Origin of the sequence: Pseudomonas sp. KnCO4 (genome assembly GCF_045344305.1) — a bacterium.
GTDB lineage: Bacteria > Pseudomonadota > Gammaproteobacteria > Pseudomonadales > Pseudomonadaceae > Aquipseudomonas > Aquipseudomonas anuradhapurensis.
This window is the reverse complement of record NZ_CP174199.1, coordinates 1,959,573-1,983,474: the sequence shown is the minus strand read 5'-3', so window position 1 is coordinate 1,983,474 and position 23,902 is coordinate 1,959,573. Positions and strand designations below refer to the sequence as shown.

Below are 23,902 nucleotides of genomic sequence, written 5' to 3'. Positions count from 1 at the left end.
ATCACGCGTCTATGACTGCACACCTAATCGATGGCAAGGCGATCGCCGCCAGCCTGCGCCAGCAGATCGCTCAACGTGTCGTGGAGCGTCGCCAGCAAGGCCTGCGTACACCCGGCCTGGCAGTGATCCTGGTCGGCACCGACCCCGCCTCCCAAGTCTATGTCTCGCACAAGCGCAAGGACTGCGAAGAGGTCGGCTTCATTTCCCAGGCGTTCGACCTGCCCAGCGACACCACGCAGCAGGCCCTGACCGAGCTGATCGATCGCCTCAATGACGATCCGGCCGTCGACGGCATCCTGCTGCAACTGCCGCTGCCGGCGCACCTGGATGCCTCGCTGCTGCTCGAGCGCATTCGCCCGGACAAGGACGTGGACGGTTTCCACCCGTACAACATCGGCCGCCTGGCCCAGCGCATCCCGCTGCTGCGCCCGTGCACGCCGAAGGGCATCATGACCCTGCTGGAAAGCACCGGCCAGGACCTGTACGGCATGAACGCGGTCATCGTCGGCGCCTCCAACATCGTCGGCCGCCCGATGGCCATGGAACTGCTGCTGGCCGGCTGCACCGTGACCGTCTGCCACCGCTTCACCAAGGACCTGGCCGGCCATGTCGGGCGTGCCGACCTGGTGGTCGTGGCTGCCGGCAAGCCGGGCCTGGTCAAGGGCGAATGGATCAAGCAAGGTGCCATCGTCATCGACGTCGGCATCAACCGCCAGGAAGACGGCAAGCTGGTCGGCGACGTGGTCTACGAGACCGCCCTGCCGCGCGCGGGCTGGATCACCCCGGTGCCGGGTGGCGTCGGGCCGATGACCCGGGCATGCCTGCTGGAGAACACGCTGTATGCGGCGGAAGAGCTGCACAAGTAACATTGCGTGACAGGAAAACGGCACCTCTGGCAGGTGCCGTTTTTTTTGCCTGGCGTGGGAGTTTAGCGCCTAGGAGATCGAGCGCCGCCCGCGCGGCGCTCGATTCATGCATCAACCCAAATCCTCAGCCGATCACTTCCTGGCCGCCTCCCACGACTTCAGCAGCTCGCTGTAGCTGACGGTCTCGCCCTTGGGCTTCTCGTTGGCCAGTTTCGGTTTCGGTGCGCCAGGCTGATCGAACCAGTACTGGGCATCCCGCTCCGGGTTCAGCTTCGGCGCGCAGGTGGCCTGGGCATTGGACCGCTGCAAGCGCTCCATCATCCGGTCCTGGTCGCGAGCCAGCCCATCCAGGGCTTCCTGCGGGGTTTTCTCGCCGCTGGCCACCTCGGCAATGTGGCTCCACCACAACTGCGCCAGGCGTGGATAGTCCGGTACGTTGGTCCCGGTGGGTGTCCATTGCACCCGCGCCGGGCTGCGGTAGAACTCCACCAAACCTCCAAGCTTGGGCGCCAAGTCGGTCATGGCCTGGGAGTTGATGTCCGATTCACGAATCGGCGTGAGGCCGACGATGGTCTTTTTCAGCGATACGGTCTTGGAGGTGACGAACTGGGCGTACAGCCAGGCCGCCAGCCGTTGCTTCTCCGGGGTGGACTTGAAGAAGGTCCATGAACCGGTGTCCTGGTAGCCCAGCTTCATCCCCTCCTCCCAGTACGGCCCCTTTGGCGATGGCGCCATGCGCCACTTCGGCGTGCCATCGGCATTCACCACCGGCAGGCCGGGCTTGGTCATGTCGGCGGTGAACGCGGTGTACCAGAAGATCTGCTGGGCGATGTTGCCCTGGGCCGGCACCGGGCCGGCCTCGGAGAAGGTCATGCCCTGGGCTTCCTTGGGCGCATAGGCGCGCATCCAGTCCACGTACTTCTGCGTGGCGTAGACCGCCGCCGGGCCGTTGGTGTCGCCGCCGCGGGTCACGCTGGAGCCCACCGGGTGGCAGTCCTCCACGCGAATGCCCCATTCGTCCACCGGCAGGCCGTTGGGCAGGCCCTTGTCGCCGCCACCGGCCATGGAGAACCAGGCGTCGGTGAAGCGCCAGCCCAGCGATGGGTCTTTCTTGCCATAGTCCATGTGGCCATAGACGCGCTTGCCGTCGATTTCCTTGACGTCTTCGGTGAAGAACCGGGCAATGTCCTCGTAGGCCGACCAGTTCACCGGTACGCCCAGCTCGTAACCGTACTTTTCCTTGAACCTGGCCTTCAGCTCGGGCCGCTCGAACCAGTCGGCACGGAACCAGTACAGGTTGGCGAACTGCTGGTCGGGCAACTGGTAGACCTTGCCATCAGGCGCGGTGGTGAAGGAAATGCCGATGAAGTCCTTCAGGTCGAGGGTCGGCGAGGTGTAGTCCTTGCCCTCGTTGGCCATCAGGTCGGTGATCGACTCCACCTTGCCATAGCGAAAGTGCGTACCGATCAGGTCGGAATCGTTGACCCAGCCATCATAGATGTTCTTGTCCGACTGCATCTGGGTCTGCAGCTTTTCCACCACGTCGCCTTCCTGCAGCAGGTCGTGGGTCAGCTGGATACCGGTGATTTCACTGAAGGCCTTGGCCAGCACCTTGGATTCGTACTCATGGGTAGTAATGGTTTCGGACACCACATTGATCTTCATCCCACGGAACGGCTCGGCTGCCTTGATGAACCACTTGAGTTCAGCCAGCTGCTGTTCCGGGGTAAGGGTCGACGGCTTGAACTCGCTGCCGATCCATTTCTTCGCCGCGTCCTCGTACTGGTCGGCCCAGGCTGTGCCTTGCGCGCTGGCCAGCACCAGCAACGCGGCCAGGGTCAAATGTCGCCTGTTGTACTTGTTGTCGAACATTGTGATCTCCCGTTTCAGTTATCCCACAGGGCCGCTCGCTCAGCCCCAGCGCAGCACCACCAACAGCCACGCCAGAGACAGCAGCGAGGCTACCCACAATGGCCACTCGCTGACGCCAACCACCAACAGATGCAGGTAGGCGCTGGCCAGCAGGCCGATGAACAAGCGATCGCCACGGCTGGTGACCAGCGGTAGAAAGCCGCGTCGCTCCACGCAAGGTCGGCGCAGCTCGAGCAAGGTCATGCCCAGCAGCAGTACACCCACGGCGGCGAAGAACAGCGCCGTGGGCAAGGTCCAGGCCATCCACTCCATGCCCTACCCTCCTCAGACCCGGCCCAGGGCAAAGCCCTTGGCCACATGGTTGCGCACGAACCAGATCACCAGCATGCCGGGCAGGATGGTCAGAACACCCGCTGCTGCCAGTACCCCCCAATCGATGCCCGATGCCGACACGGTACGGGTCATCACCGCGGCGATCGGCTTGGCATTCACCGAGGTCAGCGTGCGCGCCAGCAGCAGTTCGACCCAGGAAAACATGAAGCAGAAAAACGCTGTGACGCCGATGCCGGAGCCGATCAACGGAATGAAAATCTTCACAAAGAAGCGCGGGAAGCTGTACCCGTCGATGTAGGCCGTTTCGTCGATTTCCTTCGGCACACCCGACATGAAGCCTTCCAGGATCCACACTGCCAGCGGCACGTTGAACAGGCAGTGGGCCAGGGCCACGGCGATGTGGGTGTCGAACAGGCCGATCGACGAATACAGCTGGAAGAACGGCAGGAGGAACACCGCCGGCGGCGCCATGCGGTTGGTCAGCAGCCAGAAGAACAGGTGCCGGTCGCCGAGGAAACGGTAACGCGAGAAAGCATAGGCCGCCGGTAGCGCCACCAGCAGCGAAATCAGCGTGTTCAGGCATACGTAGTACAGCGAGTTGATATAACCGCTGTACCAGCTGGCATCGGTGAAGATCACCCGGTAGTTGTCGAGGGTGAATGCCTGCGGCCACAGGGTCAGGCTACCGAGGATCTCGGTGTTGCTCTTGAACGACATGTTCAGCAGCCAGTAGATCGGCACCAGCAGGAAGAAGAAGTACAGCAGCAGTGCCAGCGATTTGCGTGTGCTCATGGCCTAGTCCTTGTCGGCATGGGTCATGGCTGTGTAGAACAGCCACGACACCAGCAGGATGATCAGGAAGTACACCAGTGAAAACGCCGCCGCCGGCCCCAGGTCGAACTGGCCCACGGCCATGCGCGTGAGGGTCTGGCTGAGGAAGGTGGTCGCATTGCCGGGCCCGCCGCCGGTCAGCACGAAGGGCTCGGTGTAGATCATGAAGCTGTCCATGAAGCGCAGCATCACCGCAATCAGCAACACGTTCTTCAGCTTCGGCAACTGGATATGGCGGAACACCGCCCAGCCCGAGGCGCGGTCGATGCGCGCAGCCTGGTAATACACGTCGGGGATGGCGCGCAGCCCGGAATAGCACAGCAGCGCCACCAGCGAGGTCCAGTGCCAGACGTCCATCACCAGCACGGTAAGCCAGGCGTCGAACGGGTCGCCGGCGTAGTTGTAGCTGACCCCCAGCCTGGCCAGGGTGGCGCCGAGCAGGCCGATGTCGGCACGGCCGAAGATCTGCCAGATGGTGCCGACCACGTTCCACGGGATCAGCAACGGGATGGCCATGATGATCAGGCACACCGACGCCATGCGGCCCTTGGTCGGCATGGTCAGGGCGATGGCGATGCCCAGCGGGATCTCGATCAGCAGCACGCAGGCGGAATAGATGAACTGGCGCAGCAGCGCGTCATGCAGCGCCGGGTCGCGCAGCACCTGGCGGTACCAGTCGGCACCGACGAAGTAGCGGTTGGACTGGTCGAAAATGTCCTGCACCGAGTAGTTGACCACGGTCATCATCGGCACCACGGCGCTGAATGCCACCAGCAGGAACACCGGCAGCACCAGCCACCAGGCCTTGTTGTTGGGCACCTTGTTCATGGCGCCACCTCCAGCAGCACATCGTCGAGGTACAGCATCAGCCACTGCGCCGGCAGGCTGACCCAGGCCTGGGTTACAGGCACTGGGCGGTCCTCGCCCTGGCGTGCCTTGAGCGCGACGCCACCCAGCTCGAGGGTGACGATGCGGTAGGTGCCCAGGTCCTCGACGTCCAGTACCCGTGCCGGGTAGGCATCCTCGAACGGGCTGTCCCACAGCTGCACGAACTCGGGGCGGATGCCGACCTGCAAGCGCCCGCCTGCCGTCGCCGCCAGGCGCTCGCGCAAGCCATCTGGCAGGGGCAGGTGGATATCACCGAAGCTCACCCCGTCCGCCTCGGCGCGCACCTCGATCAGGTTCATTCCCGGGCTGCCGATGAAATAGCCGACGAAGGTGTGCCGTGGCCGCTCGAACAGCTCGCGCGGGGTGCCGAACTGGACGATGCGCCCGCCGTGCATCACTGCGATCTTGTCGGCAAAGGTCGAGGCTTCCAGCTGGTCGTGGGTGACGTAGATCATGGTGATGTTGAACTGCTCGTGGATCTGCTTGAGCTTGCGCCGCAGCTTCCACTTCAGGTGCGGGTCGATCACCGTCAGTGGCTCGTCGAACAGGATCGCCGACACGTCGTCACGCACCAGGCCGCGGCCCATGGAGACTTTCTGCTTTTCGTCGGCACTGAGGTTGCGTGCCTTCTTGCGCAACACCGCGCTCAGGTCGAGCACCTCGGCAATCTCCTCCACCCGGGCGCGCACGCGGGCTTCGTCGAGCCCCTGGTTGCGCAGGGGAAACGCCAGGTTGTCGTACACCGAGAGGGTGTCGTACACCACCGGAAACTGGAACACCTGGGCGATGTTGCGCGCCTGCGGCGGCAACTGGTTGACCGGCTTGCCATCGAACAGCACCTCGCCATGGGACGGCGTCAGCAGCCCGGAAATGATATTCAGCAAAGTCGATTTGCCACAGCCCGACGGCCCCAGCAAGGCATAGGCACCGCCCTGCTCCCACACATGTTCCAGTGCGTGCAGGGCATAGTCCGCCTCGCTGGCGGGCTGGCGGCTGTAGCTGTGCGCCAGTTGGCGCAGACGGATTTCGGCCATCACCCTCTCCTTGCCTGGCGTAGCCCGGGGGCCTGCACCAGCGCCCCGGCACTGTCGAACACGAACAGCTTGTGGGTGGGAATGAACACGCGGATCGGCGTGTCCACCTGGTATTCGTGCACCCCGGGCAAATGCAGGGTCATGCGCCAGTGGTCATTGCGCACATGCAGGAAAGTCTCCGAGCCACTGATTTCGGCAAGCTCGACCAGCACGGCCAGCTCCAGGTCATCGTCGTGGGCTGGCACCAGGCTGATGTGGCTGGGCCGCACGCCAAAGCGGTAGTCGCCTTCGGCCAGCGGCTGCAGGTCGGCATTGCGGGCAAAGTGCACGGCCTGGGCCAGGCTCACCTCGTTACCGCTGATACGGCCAGGCACCAGGTTGATCGGCGGCTCGGAAAACAGCTCGGCGGCCAGCACGCTGCCGGGGCGCTGGTAGACCTCGGCGGTAGGGCCACTCTGGACGATCCGGCCTTCGTGCACCAGCGTCGTGGTGCCGCCCAGCGCCAACGCCTCGTTGGGTTCGGTGGTGGCATACACAGCGATGCAGTGGCGCGCCGCGAACAGCTCGCGCAGTTCCTGGCGCAGGCCCTCGCGCAGCTTGTAATCGAGGTTGACCAGCGGCTCGTCGAACAGGATCAGCGAGGCATCCTTGACCAGCGCCCGGGCCATCGCCGTGCGCTGTTGCTGGCCACCGGACAGCTCCAGCGGCAGGCGCTGCAGGTAGGCTTCGATGCGCAGCATCTCGGCGGTTTCCTGTACCCGTCGGCGAATCTCCGGCTCGGCCATGCGTGCCTGGCGCAGCGGCGAGGCGATGTTCTCGTACACGCTGAGGGTGGGGTAGTTGATGAACTGCTGATACACCATCGACACGTTGCGCAGGCGCACCGGCACGCCGGTCACGTCCTGGCCATCCATCAGCACGCGCCCACGGTCCGGGCGGTCGAGCCCGGCCATCAGGCGCATCAGGCTGGTCTTGCCGGCCAGGGTACGGCCCAGCAATACATTGAACGAGCCGGGTTCGAAGCGCAGCGAGGCATCGACGATCCAGGCCTGGTTGTCGACGCTGCGACTGACCTGTTCCAGCACCAGGGACATGGCGTGGCCTTCTTGTGATTGTTGTCTGCCGGGTACAGCCAGTTTCGTGCCAGTTTGCACCGACCCCGTCTGGCCCGCGCCCTGCCCGGCAGCCCGGTCAAGGCGCGGGTTCACAAATGAACACAAGCGCTGAACAACTGAACACTCGCAGGTTTGACATTGAACAACTGTGAACAACACTGAACAGCGGTCGGTTCCATACAACAATCACACAGGACAGGCCCATGGCCGCTTCCGCTTCGACCCATGCCCAACTGATCCAGGCCTCCTGGACCCGCTGCCGCGACCACGGCCTGCAACCCCAGCACGCCCCGGACTTCGACTGCCTGACCCGCGCCGAACTGAGCGCCCTGCTGGAGCGGCGCCAGGCCCTGCTGCGCCTGACCCGCGAGGCGGTACTGCCGCATTATGCGCACCTGCTGGGCAATGCCAGCTACCTGGTGATGCTGGCCGATGCCAGCGGCTGCGTGCTTGACAGCTGGGGCTCGCGGCGCTTCATCGAACCGCGCCAGCAGCACGGCTTCAGCGCCGGCGCCCACTGGCACGAGCGCGGCGTCGGCACCAATGCCCTGGGCACCGCGCTGGTCTGCGCCGAGGCGATTCACGTCGGCCAGGACGAGCACTTCCTGCGGCAGAACCGCTACATGTCCAGCGCCGCCGCGCCACTGTTCGACGCGGCGCGGCAACTGGTCGGGGTGCTCGACGTGGCCAGCGATGGCTACCTGCCGGCCAGCCAGACGCTGGGGCTGGTGCGCATGATGAGCCAGAGCCTGGAAAACCGCCTGATCCTTGCCGAACATGGCGAGCGGCATGCCCAGCTGATGTTCAACAGCGCTTCCGACAACCTGGACAGCCCCTGGGCCGGCCTGCTGGTGTTCGATGAACAGGGCCAGGTGCTGGCGGCCAATCACCGGGCCGACAGCCTGCTCGGCGGCAACCCGCTGCGGCAGAATATCGAGCAGCTGTTCCAGTTGCCGCTGCAGCAGCTGTTCAGCCACCCCCGGCAACAGCCCTTCGCCTTGCAGGCCACCGGGCGCAATCGCTTCCATTGCCAATGGCAGCCGGCGCGCGAGGCCACTTGCCGCACAGCCAGCAACAGCAGCAGCACCGACCCGCGCCTGGACAAGGCCCTGGCGCAGGCCAGCCTGCTGCTGGAGAAGGACATCCCGGTGCTGGTGCAGGGGGAAACCGGCGTCGGCAAGGAAGTGTTCGTCGACACCTTGCACCGCGCCAGCAGCCGCGCCGGCCAGCCGCTGGTCGCGGTCAACTGCGCGGCAATCCCCGCCGAGCTGGTGGAGTCGGAGCTGTTCGGCTACGACAAAGGCGCGTTCACCGGTGCCCACCACAAGGGCAACCCGGGGCTGATCCGCAAGGCCGACCACGGCATCCTGTTCCTCGATGAAATCGGCGACATGCCGCTGCCGACCCAGGCCCGCCTGCTGCGCGTCCTGCAGTCACGCAGCATCCAGCCGCTGGGCAGCGGCGAGCCGGTAGCGGTGGACATTCGCGTGGTGTCGGCGAGCAATCGTGACCTGGCCGAAGAGGTGCGTGCCGGGCGCTTTCGCCAGGACCTGTACTACCGCATCGCCGGGCTGGCAGTGCTGTTGCCGCCGTTGCGCGAACGCAGCGACCGGCGCCAGCTGATCGAGCAGGTGCACGCTCGCTACCGCGAACCCGGGCAGCCTGCGCGGCTGCCGGCAGCGATTGTCGAGCTGTTCGATCAGCACCCTTGGCCAGGCAACATGCGTGAACTGGTGAGTGTGCTGCAGGTGGCGCTGGCCTTGGCCGGCAACGGCCCGGTCGGCCTGGAACACCTGCCTGCGGGCTTTCTCGCCGAGGCGCAGGAGCCTGTGCCCCAGGCGCCCGAAGCGGCAGACCTGGCAACGCTGATGCAGCAAGCCAACGGCAACCTGTCCGCGGTGGCCCGCGCACTGGGGATCAGCCGTACCACCCTGTACAAGCGGTTGCGCCAGCGCTAGCGGCCGCGAACGCTGGCTTCGCCGCAGCCATCCAGCGCCCCGCCCGATTCCGAGCGGGCCCAGGCCTGGCTCATGGCCGGCTGGCCTGTCAAGGGTCGCGCCACTGCTTCGGCTGCCGGTAGGCCTGGGCCCAGCGTTGTACCTCACTGGCCGGCATCGGCCGGGCAATGCAATACCCCTGGGCCAGTTCACAGCCCAGGCCCATCAGCACCCGGCCGTGCTCGACGCTCTCCAGCCCTTCGGCAATCACCTCGCGGCCAAATGCTCGCGCCAGGCCGATCACCGCCCGGGTCAGTGCGAGGTCGTCCTGGTCATGCAGGATGTCGCGCACGAACGACTGGTCGATCTTGATCGTCTGGGTCGGCAAACGCTTCAGGTAACTCAGCGACGAGTAGCCCGTGCCGAAGTCATCCAGGGAAAAGCGCACGCCCAGCGCGCGGCAAGCGTCGAGGCAGCGGCTGACGTGTTGCAGGTTGTCGATGGCCACCGATTCGACGATTTCCAGGTCCAAGCGTGCCGGGTCCACCTCCGGGTATTCGCTCAGCAACTGGCGCAGGCGCTCGGCGAAGTCACTGCGCTGCAAATGCCGCGCCGCGATATTCACGCTCAACGACCAGGGCCGCCCTTCGCGCTGCCAGGCCTGCAATTGGCTCAGTGCCTTGTCGAGCACCCATTCGCCAATCTCGACGATCAGGTCGGTCTGTTCGACCCAGGGCAGGAAGTCGCCAGGCGGCACCAACCCTCGGCCCGGCCGCTGCCAGCGCAGCAACCCTTCGAAGCCCAGCACCTGGCCGCTGCGCAGGTTGACCTTGGGTTGGTAATACAGGCACAGCTCGTCGTTGTGCAGGGCCCGGCGCACCCGCGCCACGGTCTGGTGGGTGGCCTTGAGTTCCTGCTCCTGGGTCACGTCGAACAGGTGGTAGCGGTTGCGCCCACGCTGCTTGGCCACGTACATGGCCTGGTCGGCATGGCGCACCAGGGTGTCGGCGTCCTCGTCGTCCTGCGGGTACAGGGTGACGCCGATACTGGCGCTGAGCGACAGGCGCTGATCGCGTACCACATACGGCGCCGCCAATGCCTGCAGCACACGGCGCAGCGCGGCATGCAACTGGCGACCTTCGTCGACATCCCGCAGGATCAGCACGAATTCGTCGCCCGACAGCCGGGCCACGGCATCACCCTCGCGCAGGATGTGCTTCAGGCGCTGCGCCACTTCAACCAGCAACAGGTCACCCATGGCATGGCCGTAGCCGTCGTTGACCGCCTTGAAGCCATCCAGGTCGAGCATGCACACCGCCAGCGCAATGCCTTCACGGCGCGAACAGGCCAAGGCCTGGTTCAGCAGGTCGGACAGGTAGGCGCGGTTGGGCAAGCCGGTGAGCACATCGTGGCCGACCCGCCATTGCAGGGTATGCAGCAACTGGCGCTTCTCGGTGACATCGAAGCGGATCGACACGTACTTGCGTACCTGCCCGTTGAGCGGATCGACCAGCGGCACCATGGTGCTGTCGACCCAGTACAACGTGCCATCCTTGGCGCGGTTGCAGATCTCGCCTTTCCATACCCGGCCGGCGGCCAGGGCCCGCCACATGCCGACGAAGAACGCCGGCTCGTGCAGGCCGGAATTGAGGATGCGGTGGTTGGCACCGAGCAGTTCCTCGCGGCTGTAACCCGAGATGGTGCAGAACTGCTGGTTGACGTAGGTGATGTTCCCTTGCAGGTCGGTTTCGGAAAAGATCGCGGCCGCGTCCACGGCCGCGCGATAGTTGTCATCCATAAAGCATCCTGCCTTAACGGTTGAAACGCTCCACAAGGGCACGCAATCCGGCGCACACCTCTTCCAGTTCGGCGCCGCGCGAGGCGGCGGCGTTGGCGCTGTGGGCGCTGTGCTGGGCGATGCCGGCCACGCCATTGATCTGCCTCGAGACCTCTGCGGCCACCGCCGACTGCTGCTGCGAGGCCGTGGCCATCTGCTGGCTCATGGCACTGATGCGCTGCACTGCTTCACGGATGCCATGCAGCGCCTGGCGGGCTTCCTGCACCTGGGCGACGCCCTGCTCGGCACCGTCGATGCCCTGGCTGGCGATCGCCACGGCCTGCTCGGCACCACTGCGCAAAGCATCGATAATAGCCTGGATGTGCAGGGTCGACTGCCGGGTCTTGTCGGCCAGCGCCCGCACTTCATCGGCGACCACGGCAAAGCCGCGGCCCTGCTCGCCGGCACGGGCCGCCTCGATGGCGGCATTGAGCGCCAGCAGGTTGGTCTGCTCGGCGATGCCGCGGATCATGCCGGTGGCCTCGGCGATGGCACCGGTCTGGCCAGCCAGCTGGGTGACCGCCTGGTTGATCTGCGTCACGGTACCCGCCAGGGTGCGAATCGCCGCACCGCTGGCATCGGCCACCTGGCTGCCCTGCTCGGCCAGCAGGTGTGCGGTATGGGCTTCGGCAGCCGTCAGTTGCACATGGTTGGCCACCTCACCGATGGAAGCGGCCATCTGGTTCATGGCAGTGGCGCTCTGGTCGGTTTCCGCACGCTGCTCCAGCAACGCCGCTTCGGTGCTGCGTGACAACGCCCCGGCGTCATGGGCAGCCACGGCCATCTGTGCCGCCAGGTCACTCAGCCGGGTCAGTGCGGTCTTCAGCCGCGCCTCTTCGCTGATCAGCATCAGTTGCAGTTGGCCGCTAGCACCGGGCAGGTCGCTGTAGGTCAAGGCGGCGATCGGGTCGGCGAAGGTGCCGTCGGCGCCCTGTACCACGCGCTGCATCTGCCGCCCCACGGCATTGCGTGCCAACAGGCCATAGGCCAGGAACAGCCCCAGGGTCAGCCCCTGCGCCAGCAGGCCTGGCCATAGCTGGTTGGCCCCCAGTGCCAGCCCCCCGCCAGCCAGCGGTACGCCCAGGTCGCGCGCCAGCATGCTCGCGCGGCGTGACCAGGGCAGCACCGCCTGGCCGTTGCGCATGCGTGCATACAGGGCCTCGGCACGGGCCACCTGCTCACGCGTGGGGCACACCCGTACCGACTCATAGCCCACCACCCGCCCGGCTTCGAGGATCGGCGTGACGTAGGCGTTGACCCAGTAGTAATCGCCGTTGCGGCAGCGGTTCTTGACGATGCCCATCCAGCTCTTGCCAGCCTTCAGGTAGCGCCACATCAGCTCGTACACCGCCGGCGGCATGTCCGGGTGGCGCACCAGGTTGTGCGGGCTGCCGATCAGTTCGGCCTCGCTGTAGCCGCTGATTGCAGCGAATTCAGGGTTGCAGTAGGTGATCAGGCTGGCCGTGTCGGTTGCGGAAATCAGCCGCTGATCAGAAGGAAAACGTTGCTCGACCGGGGTAACCGGGAGATTGAGACGCACTATGAGACTCCATTCATTTAAACGCCAGACGCCTGCTCGCGGACGATTATCGGGATAACACCCACACAATCGGCCTCTTAGTGACTGCCCGGTCGCGCGCGGATTCTACGAGGTCAGCCGCATAAAGCAAATAAACCTTATGAATCATGGCGTTATCGAAAAAATGGAAGTCGGGCTGATGCCTGGCAAGCCGATTGCTAGCGGTACCAGGTACCCGGCGAAACTGGGCCTGACTCGCATAAGTGCCCTGTACGGCATGCACCGAACTAGAGCCTGGCGAGCTGAAATGCCCCAAACTGGTCAGACCGGTAAGGCCAAAAATCCTTGCAATGTGGGTTTTTTCGCGCTTTTATGGCTTCGCGCTGAACAAACCGGTAAGACCACAATAATTAAGTCCTGCGCTCTTTCGCCCCGTGCGGCTACCGAAGCAAGGACACCGATCAGAGATCCCTCCCATGCTCAAATGGTGCTCGCGTTCGATCTTCCTTCAAGTCGTGCTTGGCCTTGCCCTCGGCATCGCCTGCGGCCTCAGCTTCCCCGAGCTGTCGTTGCAACTGAAACCGCTTGGCGACGGTTTCATCAAACTGATCAAGATGCTCATCGGCCTGATCGTGTTCTGTGTGGTAGTCAGCGGCATCTCGGGCGCCGGCGACCTGAAGAAGGTCGGGCGCATCGGCCTGAAGTCGGTGATCTACTTCGAGGTGCTGACCACCCTGGCACTGGTGATCGGCCTGGTGTTCGCCTTCAGCAGCGGTATCGGCAGCGGCGCCAATATCCACCTGGACCAGCTGTCCAGTGCCGACGCCAGCAGCCTGGCCGAGCGCGGCCAGCACATTCACGGGGCCACGGCGTTCTTCCTGGAGCTGATCCCAACCTCGGTGATCGGGGCCTTTGCTGACAACAACATCCTCCAGGTGCTGCTGTTCTCGGTTCTGTTCGGCAGCGCGCTGAACCTGGTCGGCGATTCGGCCGCCGGCATCTCGCGGCTGATCAACGAACTGAGCCACGTGATCTTCCGCATCATGGGCATGATCGTGCGCCTGGCGCCGCTTGGCGTGTTCGGCGCCATCGCCTTCACTACCAGCAAGTACGGCCTGGAATCGCTGCAACACCTGGGCGGGCTGGTGGCACTGTTCTACCTGACCTGTGCCGGCTTCGTGCTGATCGTGCTGGGCACGGTCATGCGCCTGTCGGGCCTGAGGCTGCTGCCGCTGATCAAGTACCTGCGCGAAGAACTGACCATCGTCCTCGGCACGGCCTCTTCCGACGCCGTGCTGCCACAGGTGATGCGCAAGCTCGAGCACCTGGGCATCGGCACCTCTACCGTTGGCCTGGTGATCCCCACCGGCTATTCGTTCAACCTCGATGGCTTTTCCATCTACCTGACCCTGGCCATCGTGTTCATCGCCAATGCCACTGGCACGCCACTGGCCATGACCGACCTGCTGACCATCCTGCTGGTGTCGCTGGTGACTTCCAAGGGCGCTCACGGCATCCCAGGCTCGGCGCTGGTGATCCTCGCTGCCACGCTTACCGCCGTGCCGGCGATCCCGGTGGTCGGCCTGGTGCTGGTGTTGGCGGTGGATTGGTTCATGGGCATCGGCCGGGCGCTGACCAACCTGATCGGCAACTGCGTGGCTACCGTGGCCATCGCCCGCTGGGAGAGGGACATCGACCTGGAGCGGGCGCACAACGTGCTGGACGGCAAACCTGGCTTCGCAGCCACGCCACGCAAGCAGCCCAACAATCATCAACAGGAATTCTGAGCGAACGTGGCCGGCACTGATGCCGGCCCTTCCAGGAGCAAACCGTGATCAGCTCATCGACCGTCGTCAACTCAGTGGTGGAAAAACTGCGCCAGGCCCTCGCCCGTGGCCAATGGCGCAGCGGCGACATGCTGCCGGGCCAGCGCGAGCTGGCCGAACAACTGGGCATCAGCCGCCCCAGCCTGCGCGAAGCGGTGACCGTGCTGGAAACCCTGGGCCTGGTGCGCTCGCTGCCGGGCAAGGGCGTGCTGGTGCTGGACGCCGAGGCCGCCGCCCAGGAGCCCGCCCTGGACACCAGCGCCGCAGCCAGCCTGGCCGACGTGCTGGAGCTGCGCTACACCCTGGAACCATTCATCGTCGGCCTGGTGGCGCAATCGGCCAACAGCCAGGACATCGGCCAGCTGCGCCTGACCCTGATGGACATGCGCGAAGCATTGGAAGCCGCAGACAGCGAAGCCGGGGTCAGCGCCTACATTGCCTTCCACGAAGCGCTGTTCGCCCTGACCACCAACCCGATCTTCCAGAGCGTGGTGCAGCAGACCGGCAATGCCCTCAAGCAGAGCGCCGACATGCTGCGCAAATCGCCCGAGCACCTGGCTGCACGGCTACAGGAAAACGAAGCAGTGGTGCGTGCCATCCGCGAACGCAACAGCGCCCAGGCCAGTGCCCAGATGCGCCAGCACATCCTCGCCGAAGGCCTGCGCATGGGCATCGCCCTGAACATTCCGGACGAACACCCGCATCCATGACCCAGGAGAGCGACCATGAACGCCGCCCCTCACTTGCCGGCCCTGCTCGCGGCTGGCGAAACCCGCCTGTCGGCCGAGCAGATCTACCCGCGCCTGTTCGACGCCATTCTCGAACAGCGCCTGCCACCTGGCAGCCTTTTGCCCGAGCAGGCGCTGGGGCATGCGTTTGGTGTCAGCCGTACCGTGATCCGCCGCGTGCTCGGACGCCTGTCCGACCAGCAGGTGGTCGTGCAACGCCCCAGCCACACTGCGCACCTGGCCACGCCCGACCCGGAGCAGGCACGCCAGGTACTGAGTGCCCGGCGCCTGGCCGAAACCACGTTGATCACCCTGGCCGCCCAACGCGCCCGACCGCTGCAGATTCGCCAGCTGCGGCAACTGGTGGAGCGCGAGCGCCAGCATCATGAGAGCGGCGAGCGCTGCGCGGCGATCCGCCTGGGCGGGGAGTTTCACCTGAAACTGGCGCAGGTGGCCGCCAATGCGCCCCTGGCCCGGTTTCTCAATGGCCTGGTGCCGATGACCTCGCTGATCATCGCCCGCTATGAGTCGCCGTGCTGTGACCACTGCGCGTGGCAAGAGCACGCGGCGATCATCGACGCCGTGGCCCAGGGCGATGCCGAGGCGGCCTTGACCCTGATGCACCAGCACCTCGACCGCCTGGAAGAAAAACTCGACCTGGAATGACCGGGCCGCTGTGCGGCTCATCGCTGGCAAGCCAGCGCCTACCGCTGTTGCGCTGCGCTTGCAGTGACCGCCAAGCGTGTGGGCACTGGCGTGCCGGCGATGGGCTGCACGGCAGCCCCTGGCCCCCCACCCTATACTCCAGGAATCACCCCCAGCCTCTACCAGGGAAGCGTTTGCGTGAGCGCTCGAGTTTTCCTGATGCTGTGCCTGTTGCTGGCCCTCGCCGGTTGCGCGGGCAAGCGCCCGCCTGTCCCGCCGCCACCGGTGGTACTCACCACCGCCACCTGGCAACGTATCGACCAGGAACTGATCGACGCCTCGGTCGGTGCCGCCGGCTCGGCCAACGACTATGCGCGGCGCTCCATGCGGGTGTGGAAGGAGCAGGTCCAGCAACGCACCGAAAGCGACTTCATCCCGTGGTTCACCGGCTACTGGACCCAGCAATGGCTGACGCTCAAGGTGGCCTGGTACAAGCTTGACAGCGGCGAAGGACGGGAGCCGGCAGAAAAGCGCCTGGCGCTGTACCTGCAGGAGCAATACCACGAACGGGTGATCGAACCCGTGGCAGAGCAGATCAACCCCGAAGGCATCCGCGACCGTGCCTGCGAGCTGTACCTGCAACTGCTCGGCCAGCAATTGCCGGCCATCATCGCCCGCTACAACGCCCCACCCGAGCAGTTCAGCCAGCGCCTCAACCGTATTCCCGCGATCGCCCTGGGGCCGCCGGATGCGCGCAATGCCAGCTTGTACCAACTGCTGCGGGCCAAGTCACTGGCCGAGCAACCGGCCTGGCAAGCCATGCGCCAGCACTTGCACCAGCAAGCCAGCAAAGGCCCTGGCAAGACCGATGTCGGGCTGAACTCGGTGGCAACCCAGGCCAGCGAAAAACTCGGCGCCACCTTGGCCCCACGCGGCATCGCCAGTGCCGTGGCGTCGGCGGTAGGCAAGGTAGCTGGGGCGATGATCTCGATTGCCGCGGCCGGCTACGGGATCATGACCCATGACCGGGAACACCCGCAGATGGTCGAGCAGCTACGGGTCATCCTCAACGTGGCGTTGAACCAGGAATGGCAAGAGCTGATGGAGAACCGCCAGAGTGGTGCCATGGCGGGCGTGTACTACCTGTCGGGGCAAATCGAGGACAGCCTGCTGGCCAGTGCGCCGCAGCCGATCGACCAGCCGGTCGAACAGCAAGTGAAGCAGCAGCAGGAGCCGGTGATCATACCCCTGTCGCCCTAGCGGCTGCCGGTACCGGCGCAAGCCACATCAGGCTGGCGCCATCGCCGACCTGGGCAAACCGAAGATCCGGTCGAACGCCCAGTTGTAGGCAAAGGTGTAGCACGGCACCAGCACAATGAACGCCATGTCCACCAGCAATGCCTGCAGCAATGTCATGTCCAGCCACCAGGCAATCAGCGGAATCAGGTAGACCACCAGCGTCAGCTGGAAGCCGACGGCATGTGCCAGCCGTCGCGCCACACTGCGCCCGCGCGTGACCTGGCGGCTTTCCCACCATTCGAACAAGGTGTTGTAGATCAGGTTCCAGAGCATGGCGATGGTGGTGATCATCAGAGCCAGAGGCCCGGTATGCGTAGCCTCGGTGTCCGACAGGTAGGCCAGCCCGAGGGTCGACATGCACAGCCCGATCAGTTCATAGAAGGTCACGTAGACCAGTTTGCGCCTGAGTCCTTGCACCCGAATTACCTCATGTTGTTGGAAAGCGATGGGGGCGATGATGCTTCATCGTGCTTGACAGCAAAAGTCAGCAGCTGTCAGATCTGCTGACAGGAGTGCTGCCATGAACTTTTCCAGCGACAACATCCAGCTGTTTCTTGCCGTGCTCGACCGCGGTTCGTTTTCTGCCGCCGCGCGGGCGCTGCAGCGCGTGCCGTCGGCGGTCAGCATGGCCATCGCCAACCTCGAGGCCGAACTGGGCTACACCTTGTTCGAACGCGGCCCGCGCGAGGTCCGCCCGACACCAAGGGCCCTGGCCCTGGAGCCGCACGCCCGGCTGATCGCCGAGCAACTGGGGCTGCTCCAGGTGCACGCGCTGGAGCTGTCCCAAGGGCTGGAAAGCAGCCTGACCCTGGCCGTGGTACCGGATATCGACCACCGCCCGGTGCTGGCCGCCATCGCTTGCCTGGGTGAACGCTACCCACTGCTGGACATTGCCCTGCTCAGTGCCCCCCAGGAAGAAGCCGTGCAGTTGCTGGACAGCGGCCGTGCCGACCTCTGCGTGGCCTTTGCCGGGCTGCAGGTCGATGCCCGCCGCGGCTTCCAACACATTGGCATGGAGTCGCTGGTGGCCACCCTGTCCCCTGCCCACCCGGCCTTGCGTGACGGGCGCATCCACTACCTCGAAGACCTGACCCGGGTGCGCCAGATCCTGGTGCGCAGCCGCGACTTGCCGCTGACCGACCCACGACCACTGATCGGCGCCACACACTGGTCCACCGACAGCTTCGACCTCGCCCTGCAGATGGTCGAGGCCGGCCTGGGCTGGGGCGACCTGCCGCTGTCGCGGGTAGCGCCATTGCTGGCCAGCGGGCGCCTGGTACGGCTGGATTTCCACAACACGCGCAACGAGTTGCAGTTGCCGGTGCACATCCTGTGGCGCAAGCAACACCCCCTGCAGCAGGCCGCACGCCTGTTGATCGAGCAGTTGTGTAGCCAGTGACTACCGTCTGTCGAAACCACCGTCAGAAATTTCTGTAGGCGCTTCAACCTTTTACCCCGTGAGCCGATATCCCTATCGATAGGTTCCGCAGTGTGTCATGAGCGCGCTGCGCCCTCCCCTCAATGGCCCAAGGTCTCGAAACATGAACCTGAAATTTCGCCACAAGATCCTGCTCAGTGCCTGCGGTGTCGTGGTCCTGGCATTCGCCCTGTTCACGCTCTACAACGACTACCTGCAGCGCAACACCATCCGCCAGAACATCGAGGCCTCGGTACAGCAGTCCGGTGCACTGACCGCCAGCAGCGTGCAGAACTGGATGAGCGGGCGCATCCTGGTGCTGGAAAACCTGGCCCAGGACATTGCCGAGCAAGGTGCCGGTGACAACCTGGCCGGGCTGATCGAGCAGCCGTCCTATACGCGAAATTTCCTGTTCACCTACCTGGGCCAGGCCAACGGTGCATTCACCCAGCGCCCCAACGCACAGATGCCGGCCGGTTACGACCCACGCCAACGTCCGTGGTATGGCGCCGCAGCCAGCGCCGGGCAGACCGTCCTGACCGCCCCGTACCAAGGCGCCGTCGGCGGCCTGATGGTCACCATCGCCACGCCGGTGAAAAGCAAGGCCAATGGCGAGCTGACGGGTGTGGTCGGCGGTGACGTCACCCTCGACACCCTGGTCGAGATCATCAACTCGGTCGATTTCGGTGGCATCGGCCACGCTTTCCTAGCCGACAGCAATGGCCAGGTGATCGTCAGCCCGGACAAAGACCAGGTGATGAAGAATCTCAAGGACATCTACCCTGGCAGCAACCTGCGGGTGGCCGCCGGCATGCAGGATGTCACCCTCAATGGCCAGGACCGCATCATCTCCTTTGCCCCGGTGACCGGCCTGCCTTCGGCGCAGTGGTACATCGGCCTGTCGATCGACAAGGACAAGGCCTATGCCGCGCTCGGCCAGTTCCGCACTTCGGCGATCATCGCCATGCTGATCGCGGTGGCCGCCATCGGTGGCCTGCTCGGCTTGCTGATCCCGGTGCTGATGCGCCCGCTGACCACCATGGGCCGCGCCATGCGCGACATCGCCGAGGGCGAAGGTGACCTCACCCGCCGCCTGGCTGTACAGAACAAGGACGAATTCGGCGAACTGGCCAGCTCGTTCAACCGCTTCGTCGAACGTATTCACGCCTCGATCAGCGAAGTGTCCTCGGCCACCCGCCTGGTCCACGACTTGTCGGAGAAAGTGATCAACGCCTCGAACGCTTCGATCATCGGCTCTGAAGAGCAGAGCATGCGCACCAACAGCGTGGCAGCGGCAATCAACCAGCTGGGGGCCGCCACCCAGGAAATCGCCCGCAATGCCGCCGATGCTTCGCAGCATGCCAGCGGTGCCAGCGAGCAGGCCCATGGCGGCCGGGAAGTGGTCGAAGAAGCGATCAACGCCATGACCGCCCTGTCGCAGCGCATCAGCGAATCCTGCGCGCAGATCGAAACACTCAATGCCAGCACCGACGAAATCGGCAAGATCCTCGACGTGATCAAGGGCATCTCGCAACAGACCAACCTGCTGGCGTTGAACGCTGCCATCGAGGCGGCCCGCGCCGGTGAAGCCGGGCGTGGCTTTGCCGTGGTGGCCGACGAGGTGCGCAACCTGGCGCACCGCACCCAGGAGTCGGCGGAAGAGATCCACCGCATGATCACCAGCCTGCAGGTCGGCTCGCGCGAAGCGGTGCACACCATGAACACCAGCCAGGTCTCCAGCGAGCAGACCGTGCAAGTGGCCAACCAGGCCGGCGAGCGCCTGGCCAGCGTGACCCAGCGCATTGGCGAGATCGATGGCATGAACCAGTCGGTGGCGACCGCTACCGAGGAGCAGACCGCCGTGGTCGAGAGCCTCAACCTGGACATCACCCAGATCAACGCGCTGAACCAGCAAGGGGTGGAAAACCTCAACGAAACCCTGCGCCATTGCGACCAACTGGCCCAGCAGGCAGGGCGCCTGAAGCAGTTGGTGGGCAGTTTCAGGATCTGACCCGGCGGATCAGGCGGCACGGGCTGCTGCCGCCCGTACCGCCCCTATCGCCGGCAAGCCAGCGCCCACAGTGACTGCAAATGACCTGCAGCCACTGCAACCGAGGTGGCTGGCTGGCCGGCGACAGGGCTGCCCAGCAGCCCTACACCACCGCTGCTTTCACAGCCCTGCCCCGCCGCACCCAGGCCAGCAACACCGCCGCCATCAGCACGAAGCCCAAATAGCCGAACAGCGGATACACTTCGCCGACCAGGCTGATGAACCCCACCAGGCTGCAGCCGAACGCCACCAACCCGGTCGCCAGCGAAGCCCAGCGGAACTTCGTCGTGCCCGCCGGCAACAGCCGCGAAAGGAACGAAAACAGCGTACCCACAGCGGTGTTGACGATCATGCCGAAGATGATCAGACACATCACCAGCCCCAGCAGCGGCGACACTTCACTGGCAATCGACAGCATCGGCATCGGCAGGTTGGCCACGCTGTCCAGGCGCGACAACAGCCCCGCACTCATCACCAGCATCAGGCCACCCAATGCCGCACCACCGAGCAAGCCGCCCCACATGGCGATTTTCTCGCCCTTGGCCGAGCCACCCAGAATGGCCAGGATCGGCGCACCGGCAACCACGTTGTAAGACACATAGAGGCATGCGCCCAGCAGCCAGTGGCGAGCACCGGCCTGTTGCTGGCTGGCCAGCTGGTCGAGCTGGGCAAAGCTTTGCTCCCGGGTGAACACGGCATACAGCGCAATCGCCGACGCCACCAGGATCAGCAGCGGCGTGATGGCACCGATTGCCAGTATCACCCTGCGCACGTCCAGGCACACGATGCCCACCACTACCAGCGTCACCAGCATGCTGCCGCTCAGTGCCGGGATGCCGAACTGCTGCTCCAGCAAGGCGCCGCCACCCGCCAGCATGACCACGGTGACGGCGAACATGAAGAAGGTGATCAGCCAGTCGACGAACAGGCCCAGGTGACGGCCACAGATGGCCTGGATCACATCCTTGTGCGAAGTGGCCTGCTGGCGGTGGCCCAGCCCTGCCAAGGCCATGCCGAGCAACGTGAACAGGGCCGCACTGACCAGTGCTCCAAGCAAACCCCAGACACCGAAATCGACGAAGAACAACAACAGTTCCCGCCCCGAGGCGAACCCCGCCCCCACGATCACGCCAACGAACGCGCCGGCAATCTTCAGCTGTTCTTGCATGTGCACCTCTGAATTTTATTGTTGTTGTGTCACTGGCAGCGCATTGCCTTGTAGCAGCGGGCTTGCGTCGCGATCAGCTGCAGAGCAGCCCCGGCACTTTGCGCTGCAAAGCTGGAATTCTGGGGCCGCTTCGCGCGCCATCGCGCCGCAAGGCCGCGCCTACACCCCAGGTCAGCCCTCGCCGACGAATGCCTGCACTTCAATCTCCACATCCACCCCCAGCGCCAATGCCGAAGCCACGGTCGAACGCACTGGCAGCGCCGCGCCGAAAAATTCCTTGTAGACCTCGTTGAATCCGGCGAAGTGGCTCATGTCCGACAGCCACACCGTGGCCTTGACCACCTGGTCGAAACGCGCGCCGCAGGCCGCCAGGCTTTCGCCGATACGCTCACAGGCCGCACGGGTCTGCGTCTGGATGTCACCACGCACCACTTCGCCGGCAGCGCTCATCGGCACCTGACCGGAGAGGAACAGAAAGCCGCCAGCCTTCACCGCACGGGAAAACGGGAATGGCAGGCTGCTGGGAAAACGCTGGATGTCATTACTCATGTGATGCTCCTTTCAGGGTTGCTGGAAACGGGCCGGGGACAGGCGCTCGGGCGCCACGCCCTGGCTGACAAGTTCGGCGCACAGCGGTTGGCCAAGCAGCAGGTCGGCGGCCAGGCGCGAGGCGCCCGCAGCGGACTGGATGCCATAGCCACCTTGTGCCGCCAGCCAGAAAAACGCTGGCGCGTGCACATCGAAGCCGATCACCAGGTCACCGTCGGCGACGAACGAGCGCAGCCCGGCCCAGGTGTGGCTTGGCCGACGGATCGCCAGGGTGGTCATGCTTTCGATGTTGAAGATACCCAACGCCACGTCGAGTTCTTCGGGCGCGGCGTCCTGGGGTTCGACCGGGTCGGCATTGGCTGGCGAGCCCAGCAGTTGGCCGGCGTCGGGCTTGAAGTAGAAGCTTTCATCGACGCCGATCACCGCCGGCCAACGGGCGAAGTCCTGGTCTGCCGGGCCGGGGAAGGTGAACGCGCTGCGCCGGCACGGTTGCAGGCCGATCCGCGCCACGCCGCACTGCTCGGCGACGCGGTCGGCCCAGGCACCTGCGGCATTGACCAGCTGGCGCGCCTGCACCGAGCTGCCATCGCCCAGCTCAACCTGCCACAACTCATCCTGGTAGCAGGCCCGGATCAGCTCGGCGTTGCAGCGCAACGCCCCGCCGGCTCCGCGATAGCCGCGCAGGAACCCCTGGTGCAGGGCGTGCACGTCCAGATCCATCGCCCCCGGCTCCAGCACCGCACCGGCCAGCGTCTCGCCACGCAGGCATGGCACCAGGGCCAAGGCGGCATCGCGGTCGAGCAGGCTGACTTCGGTGCCGTTGGCCAGGTTCTGCGCATGGGCCTGCTCGAGCAGCCCGCGCTGTTCCAGGCTGGCCACATACAGGCAGCCACGCGGCTCCAGCAATGGGTGCTCGCAGAAGCCAGGCGGTGGCGCTGCGTAGAAGGCCCGGCTGGCGCGGGTCAGTGCCTGGATCTGCGGGGTGCCGTAAGCCTCCATGAACATCGCTGCCGAACGCCCGGTGGAATGGTAGCCAGGCTGCGCCTCACGCTCGAGCAGCAGCACCTTCTGCTGACCCGCCAGGCGATAGCCCAGCGATGCTCCGGCGATACCGGCGCCAATGATCAGGGTGTCGTAGATAGGGTTCATGCACGCTCCGGTCGGCAATTATCATTTATGAGAATTCTAATATATGAGAATTTAGCCGCGTGCAAGTGCGCAAGGTAAGATAGCCGACCAACGACGCATGCCGAGAACCCGAATGCCCGCTGCCCTACCCCTGCTGGACCGTGCCGTTGTCGGCCAGCGCCTGCGCCAGGTGCGCAAGACACGCCAGCTGACCCTCAAGCAATTGTCCGAGGCCAGTGGCGTACCTGTGTCCACCTTGTCGAAAATGGAACTGGCCCAGGTTTCGGTGAGCTACGAAAAACTCGCCGCCGCCGCCCGCGCGCTGAATGTCGACATTGCCCTGCTGCTGCGTGCCGGTGGCACGGTCGCCGCTCCGGCACCGGTGACCGTAGTGGTCGACTCGCTGCCGACGGCGGCGGGCTATTCGACCGGCACCTATGACTATCACCCGATCGCTGGCGACTTTCCCGAGCGCCGCATGACGCCGGCCTATGCCCGCATCATTGCGCGCGAACGTGGGCAGTTCGACGATTTCATCCGTCACCCCGGGCAAGAGTTCGCCGTGGTACTGAGCGGGCGCGTGCGCATCGAGTTCGAAACCGGCGAAGCGGTGAGCATCGGGCCACAGGAAACTGCGTATTTCGACAGCCAGGTCGGGCACATCTACCTGTCGGAGAGTGACGACGGCGGCGATGCGCATGTGATGGTGGTGATGACCGATCGCTGAGTTGCCCTGGTCCGCATGACTGGCCTGTTGAAACTGCCCTGGCCGCCTGGGCGAGGCCAACCGCGGTTATAACCTAATAACGAACAAGTCTATTTGGCTATAAAAAAATCTATATGCTGGCTGCATCCGATAA

The 23,902-nt window shown here is 64.9% G+C and carries 21 protein-coding genes and 2 pseudogenes; 10 read left to right on the top strand and 13 right to left on the bottom strand.

The features are described 5' to 3' along the window. The first annotated feature begins 11 nt into the window (after positions 1 to 11). A complete protein-coding gene (folD, locus tag ACJA3S_RS09275; RefSeq protein ID WP_406821596.1) occupies positions 12 to 866 on the top strand; it encodes a bifunctional methylenetetrahydrofolate dehydrogenase/methenyltetrahydrofolate cyclohydrolase FolD in 855 nt (284 codons plus the stop codon). A gap of 132 nt (positions 867 to 998) precedes the next feature. On the opposite strand, the gene ACJA3S_RS09270 is transcribed toward folD, so the two are convergent. The 6 genes from ACJA3S_RS09270 to ACJA3S_RS09245 are packed head-to-tail and all read right to left on the bottom strand — an operon-like array spanning position 999 to position 6,918. Then, positions 999 to 2,738 carry a carbohydrate ABC transporter substrate-binding protein gene (locus tag ACJA3S_RS09270; RefSeq protein ID WP_406821595.1) on the bottom strand — a complete coding sequence of 580 codons (1,740 nt, stop codon included), beginning with the start codon at positions 2,736 to 2,738 and terminating at the stop codon, positions 999 to 1,001. A 39-nt stretch (positions 2,739 to 2,777) separates the two neighbouring features. Further along, positions 2,778 to 3,050 (bottom strand): DUF2160 domain-containing protein, encoded by a 273-nt coding sequence (locus ACJA3S_RS09265; protein ID WP_170029201.1) that lies wholly within the window; start codon positions 3,048 to 3,050, stop codon positions 2,778 to 2,780. Between the two features lie 12 nt (positions 3,051 to 3,062). Then, positions 3,063 to 3,863 (bottom strand): carbohydrate ABC transporter permease, encoded by an 801-nt coding sequence (locus ACJA3S_RS09260; protein WP_186690265.1) that lies wholly within the window; start codon positions 3,861 to 3,863, stop codon positions 3,063 to 3,065. Between the two features lie 3 nt (positions 3,864 to 3,866). Further along, positions 3,867 to 4,730, bottom strand: a complete 864-nt coding sequence (locus tag ACJA3S_RS09255; RefSeq protein WP_406821594.1) for a carbohydrate ABC transporter permease — start codon at positions 4,728 to 4,730, stop codon at positions 3,867 to 3,869. After that, positions 4,727 to 5,824, bottom strand: a complete 1,098-nt coding sequence (locus ACJA3S_RS09250; protein WP_406821593.1) for an ABC transporter ATP-binding protein — start codon at positions 5,822 to 5,824, stop codon at positions 4,727 to 4,729. The genes ACJA3S_RS09255 and ACJA3S_RS09250 overlap by 4 nt, the downstream gene beginning before the upstream one ends. Further along, on the bottom strand, positions 5,824 to 6,918 hold the full coding sequence (locus ACJA3S_RS09245; protein ID WP_186690271.1) for an ABC transporter ATP-binding protein: 1,095 nt from the start codon (positions 6,916 to 6,918) through the stop codon (positions 5,824 to 5,826). Before ACJA3S_RS09245 ends, ACJA3S_RS09250 begins: the two co-directional genes overlap by 1 nt. 224 nt (positions 6,919 to 7,142) lie before the next feature. On the opposite strand from ACJA3S_RS09245, the gene ACJA3S_RS09240 reads away from it, so the two are divergent. Then, positions 7,143 to 8,897, top strand: a complete 1,755-nt coding sequence (locus ACJA3S_RS09240; RefSeq protein ID WP_406821592.1) for a sigma-54-dependent Fis family transcriptional regulator — start codon at positions 7,143 to 7,145, stop codon at positions 8,895 to 8,897. A gap of 88 nt (positions 8,898 to 8,985) precedes the next feature. On the opposite strand, the gene ACJA3S_RS09235 is transcribed toward ACJA3S_RS09240, so the two are convergent. From ACJA3S_RS09235 to ACJA3S_RS09225, 3 genes and pseudogenes are all read right to left on the bottom strand, one after another. Continuing rightward, positions 8,986 to 10,674, bottom strand: a complete 1,689-nt coding sequence (locus tag ACJA3S_RS09235) for a putative bifunctional diguanylate cyclase/phosphodiesterase (RefSeq protein WP_406821591.1) — start codon at positions 10,672 to 10,674, stop codon at positions 8,986 to 8,988. A gap of 13 nt (positions 10,675 to 10,687) precedes the next feature. After that, positions 10,688 to 11,812 carry a methyl-accepting chemotaxis protein gene (locus ACJA3S_RS09230; RefSeq protein ID WP_406822225.1) on the bottom strand — a complete coding sequence of 375 codons (1,125 nt, stop codon included), beginning with the start codon at positions 11,810 to 11,812 and terminating at the stop codon, positions 10,688 to 10,690. A gap of 159 nt (positions 11,813 to 11,971) precedes the next feature. Beyond that, positions 11,972 to 12,253 (bottom strand): annotated as a pseudogene (locus tag ACJA3S_RS09225) (PAS domain-containing protein); the annotation flags it as partial. Between the two features lie 455 nt (positions 12,254 to 12,708). Here ACJA3S_RS09225 and ACJA3S_RS09220 point away from each other — a divergent pair. From ACJA3S_RS09220 to ACJA3S_RS09205, 4 genes are all read left to right on the top strand, one after another. Further along, complete coding sequence (locus ACJA3S_RS09220; protein WP_406821590.1) at positions 12,709 to 14,019, top strand: C4-dicarboxylate transporter DctA; 1,311 nt, start codon at positions 12,709 to 12,711, stop codon at positions 14,017 to 14,019. Positions 14,020 to 14,063: 44 nt separating this feature from the next. Beyond that, positions 14,064 to 14,768, top strand: coding sequence for a FadR/GntR family transcriptional regulator (locus ACJA3S_RS09215; RefSeq protein WP_170029192.1), 705 nt, complete (start codon positions 14,064 to 14,066; stop codon positions 14,766 to 14,768). Positions 14,769 to 14,783: 15 nt separating this feature from the next. After that, a complete protein-coding gene (locus ACJA3S_RS09210) occupies positions 14,784 to 15,452 on the top strand; it encodes a GntR family transcriptional regulator (RefSeq protein WP_186690281.1) in 669 nt (222 codons plus the stop codon). 177 nt (positions 15,453 to 15,629) lie between these two features. Next, entirely contained in the window at positions 15,630 to 16,691 is a 1,062-nt protein-coding gene (locus ACJA3S_RS09205) for a hypothetical protein (protein ID WP_406821589.1), read from the top strand. A gap of 27 nt (positions 16,692 to 16,718) precedes the next feature. Here ACJA3S_RS09205 and ACJA3S_RS09200 read toward each other — a convergent pair whose 3' ends face one another. Beyond that, positions 16,719 to 17,147, bottom strand: a complete 429-nt coding sequence (locus tag ACJA3S_RS09200) for a PACE efflux transporter (RefSeq protein ID WP_406821588.1) — start codon at positions 17,145 to 17,147, stop codon at positions 16,719 to 16,721. Positions 17,148 to 17,250: 103 nt separating this feature from the next. Between ACJA3S_RS09200 and ACJA3S_RS09195 the strand changes: the two genes are divergently transcribed. The 3 genes and pseudogenes from ACJA3S_RS09195 (at position 17,251) to ACJA3S_RS09185 (ending at position 20,158) form a co-directional block, all read left to right on the top strand. Further along, positions 17,251 to 18,129 carry a LysR family transcriptional regulator gene (locus ACJA3S_RS09195; RefSeq protein WP_406821587.1) on the top strand — a complete coding sequence of 293 codons (879 nt, stop codon included), beginning with the start codon at positions 17,251 to 17,253 and terminating at the stop codon, positions 18,127 to 18,129. 97 nt (positions 18,130 to 18,226) lie between these two features. Beyond that, positions 18,227 to 19,255, top strand: a pseudogene (gene mcpA / locus ACJA3S_RS09190) (methyl-accepting chemotaxis protein McpA); the annotation flags it as partial. Positions 19,256 to 19,417: 162 nt separating this feature from the next. Continuing rightward, a complete protein-coding gene (locus tag ACJA3S_RS09185) occupies positions 19,418 to 20,158 on the top strand; it encodes a methyl-accepting chemotaxis protein (protein WP_372241569.1) in 741 nt (246 codons plus the stop codon). A gap of 142 nt (positions 20,159 to 20,300) precedes the next feature. On the opposite strand, the gene ACJA3S_RS09180 is transcribed toward ACJA3S_RS09185, so the two are convergent. The 3 genes from ACJA3S_RS09180 to ACJA3S_RS09170 form a co-directional block, all read right to left on the bottom strand. After that, entirely contained in the window at positions 20,301 to 21,365 is a 1,065-nt protein-coding gene (locus ACJA3S_RS09180) for a hypothetical protein (protein WP_406821586.1), read from the bottom strand. 171 nt (positions 21,366 to 21,536) lie between these two features. After that, positions 21,537 to 21,914 carry a RidA family protein gene (locus ACJA3S_RS09175; protein ID WP_406821585.1) on the bottom strand — a complete coding sequence of 126 codons (378 nt, stop codon included), beginning with the start codon at positions 21,912 to 21,914 and terminating at the stop codon, positions 21,537 to 21,539. A 12-nt stretch (positions 21,915 to 21,926) separates the two neighbouring features. Beyond that, on the bottom strand, positions 21,927 to 23,063 hold the full coding sequence (locus tag ACJA3S_RS09170) for an NAD(P)/FAD-dependent oxidoreductase (RefSeq protein WP_406821584.1): 1,137 nt from the start codon (positions 23,061 to 23,063) through the stop codon (positions 21,927 to 21,929). A gap of 112 nt (positions 23,064 to 23,175) precedes the next feature. Between ACJA3S_RS09170 and ACJA3S_RS09165 the strand changes: the two genes are divergently transcribed. Further along, positions 23,176 to 23,769: a helix-turn-helix domain-containing protein gene (locus ACJA3S_RS09165; protein WP_406821583.1), complete on the top strand. Its 594-nt coding sequence runs from the start codon at positions 23,176 to 23,178 to the stop codon at positions 23,767 to 23,769. The last annotated feature ends 133 nt before the right edge of the window (positions 23,770 to 23,902 follow it).

Coding starts and splice junctions, on each gene's coding strand:
- ACJA3S_RS09195 (WP_406821587.1), top strand. CDS start 17,251: ATGAACTTTTCCAGCGACAACATCCAGCTGTTTCTTGCCGTGCTCGAC.
- ACJA3S_RS09230 (WP_406822225.1), bottom strand. CDS start 11,812: ATGCTGGCGCGCGACCTGGGCGTACCGCTGGCTGGCGGGGGGCTGGCA.
- ACJA3S_RS09250 (WP_406821593.1), bottom strand. CDS start 5,824: ATGGCCGAAATCCGTCTGCGCCAACTGGCGCACAGCTACAGCCGCCAG.
- ACJA3S_RS09265 (WP_170029201.1), bottom strand. CDS start 3,050: ATGGAGTGGATGGCCTGGACCTTGCCCACGGCGCTGTTCTTCGCCGCC.
- ACJA3S_RS09185 (WP_372241569.1), top strand. CDS start 19,418: ATGCGCACCAACAGCGTGGCAGCGGCAATCAACCAGCTGGGGGCCGCC.
- ACJA3S_RS09255 (WP_406821594.1), bottom strand. CDS start 4,730: ATGAACAAGGTGCCCAACAACAAGGCCTGGTGGCTGGTGCTGCCGGTG.
- ACJA3S_RS09270 (WP_406821595.1), bottom strand. CDS start 2,738: ATGTTCGACAACAAGTACAACAGGCGACATTTGACCCTGGCCGCGTTG.
- folD (WP_406821596.1), top strand. CDS start 12: ATGACTGCACACCTAATCGATGGCAAGGCGATCGCCGCCAGCCTGCGC.
- ACJA3S_RS09245 (WP_186690271.1), bottom strand. CDS start 6,918: ATGTCCCTGGTGCTGGAACAGGTCAGTCGCAGCGTCGACAACCAGGCC.
- ACJA3S_RS09235 (WP_406821591.1), bottom strand. CDS start 10,674: ATGGATGACAACTATCGCGCGGCCGTGGACGCGGCCGCGATCTTTTCC.
- ACJA3S_RS09220 (WP_406821590.1), top strand. CDS start 12,709: ATGCTCAAATGGTGCTCGCGTTCGATCTTCCTTCAAGTCGTGCTTGGC.
- ACJA3S_RS09210 (WP_186690281.1), top strand. CDS start 14,784: ATGAACGCCGCCCCTCACTTGCCGGCCCTGCTCGCGGCTGGCGAAACC.
- ACJA3S_RS09180 (WP_406821586.1), bottom strand. CDS start 21,365: ATGCAAGAACAGCTGAAGATTGCCGGCGCGTTCGTTGGCGTGATCGTG.
- ACJA3S_RS09165 (WP_406821583.1), top strand. CDS start 23,176: ATGCCCGCTGCCCTACCCCTGCTGGACCGTGCCGTTGTCGGCCAGCGC.
- ACJA3S_RS09170 (WP_406821584.1), bottom strand. CDS start 23,063: ATGAACCCTATCTACGACACCCTGATCATTGGCGCCGGTATCGCCGGA.
- ACJA3S_RS09260 (WP_186690265.1), bottom strand. CDS start 3,863: ATGAGCACACGCAAATCGCTGGCACTGCTGCTGTACTTCTTCTTCCTG.
- ACJA3S_RS09240 (WP_406821592.1), top strand. CDS start 7,143: ATGGCCGCTTCCGCTTCGACCCATGCCCAACTGATCCAGGCCTCCTGG.
- ACJA3S_RS09175 (WP_406821585.1), bottom strand. CDS start 21,914: ATGAGTAATGACATCCAGCGTTTTCCCAGCAGCCTGCCATTCCCGTTT.